1 pseudogene is annotated in these 562 nt (G+C 76.5%); it reads right to left on the bottom strand.

The annotated features are described in order from the left end of the window. Positions 1–241: 241 nt before the first annotated feature. A pseudogene (locus tag O3Q52_RS53945) lies at positions 242–562 on the bottom strand (hypothetical protein); the annotation flags it as partial.

The raw sequence follows: 562 nt of genomic DNA, 5'->3' as shown, positions 1-562 counted from the left end.
TGACGGGCTGACGGGCCAGTTCAGCGTCTGCGGCGGGTCCGCTCAACCTTTCGGGCGGGTCCGCTCAACCTTTCCGGCGGGCTCGCTCAGCCTCTCCGGCGAAGCCGCTCGCCCTCTCCGAAGGGGCTCCCTCGACCTCCCGCCCGAGCCCTCTCGCCCTCCTGCCCTCCTGCCCTCCTGCCCTCCTGCCCGAGCTTGCTCGCCTGTCCGGTGAGCTCCGGCCTCCGGCGCCCGCCGCCGGTCAGTCGCGCGGACGCATGAGGTCGTACGCCAGTCCGAGCGCCCCGTGCGCCACCAGGAGCGCCCCCGCAGCGATCCAGCCGCCGCCGTGTCGGCGCACGCCCCAGGCGGTGAGCGGCAGGCTCACCGTCACCTGGGCGAGTGCCAGGGCGCGGGCCCTGGGGATACCGGCCCAGGGCAGCCAGGGGCCGAGTGATCCCCGCTCCACGACGTCGAGTTCCGCGCGGACGGCGTGGCGCCACCCGGACCATTCGAGGGGTTGCGCGTCGGGCCGGGCGCGGGCCGCCTCGCGGAGGCGCTCGGCGGGTCCGCCCGGGGTGAG

It is taken from the genome of Streptomyces sp. ActVer (assembly GCF_027270795.1).
GTDB lineage: Bacteria > Actinomycetota > Actinomycetes > Streptomycetales > Streptomycetaceae > Streptomyces > Streptomyces umbrinus_A.
Note: the sequence above shows the minus strand (reverse complement) of the source record. Positions and strands in the feature narration are given on the sequence as shown.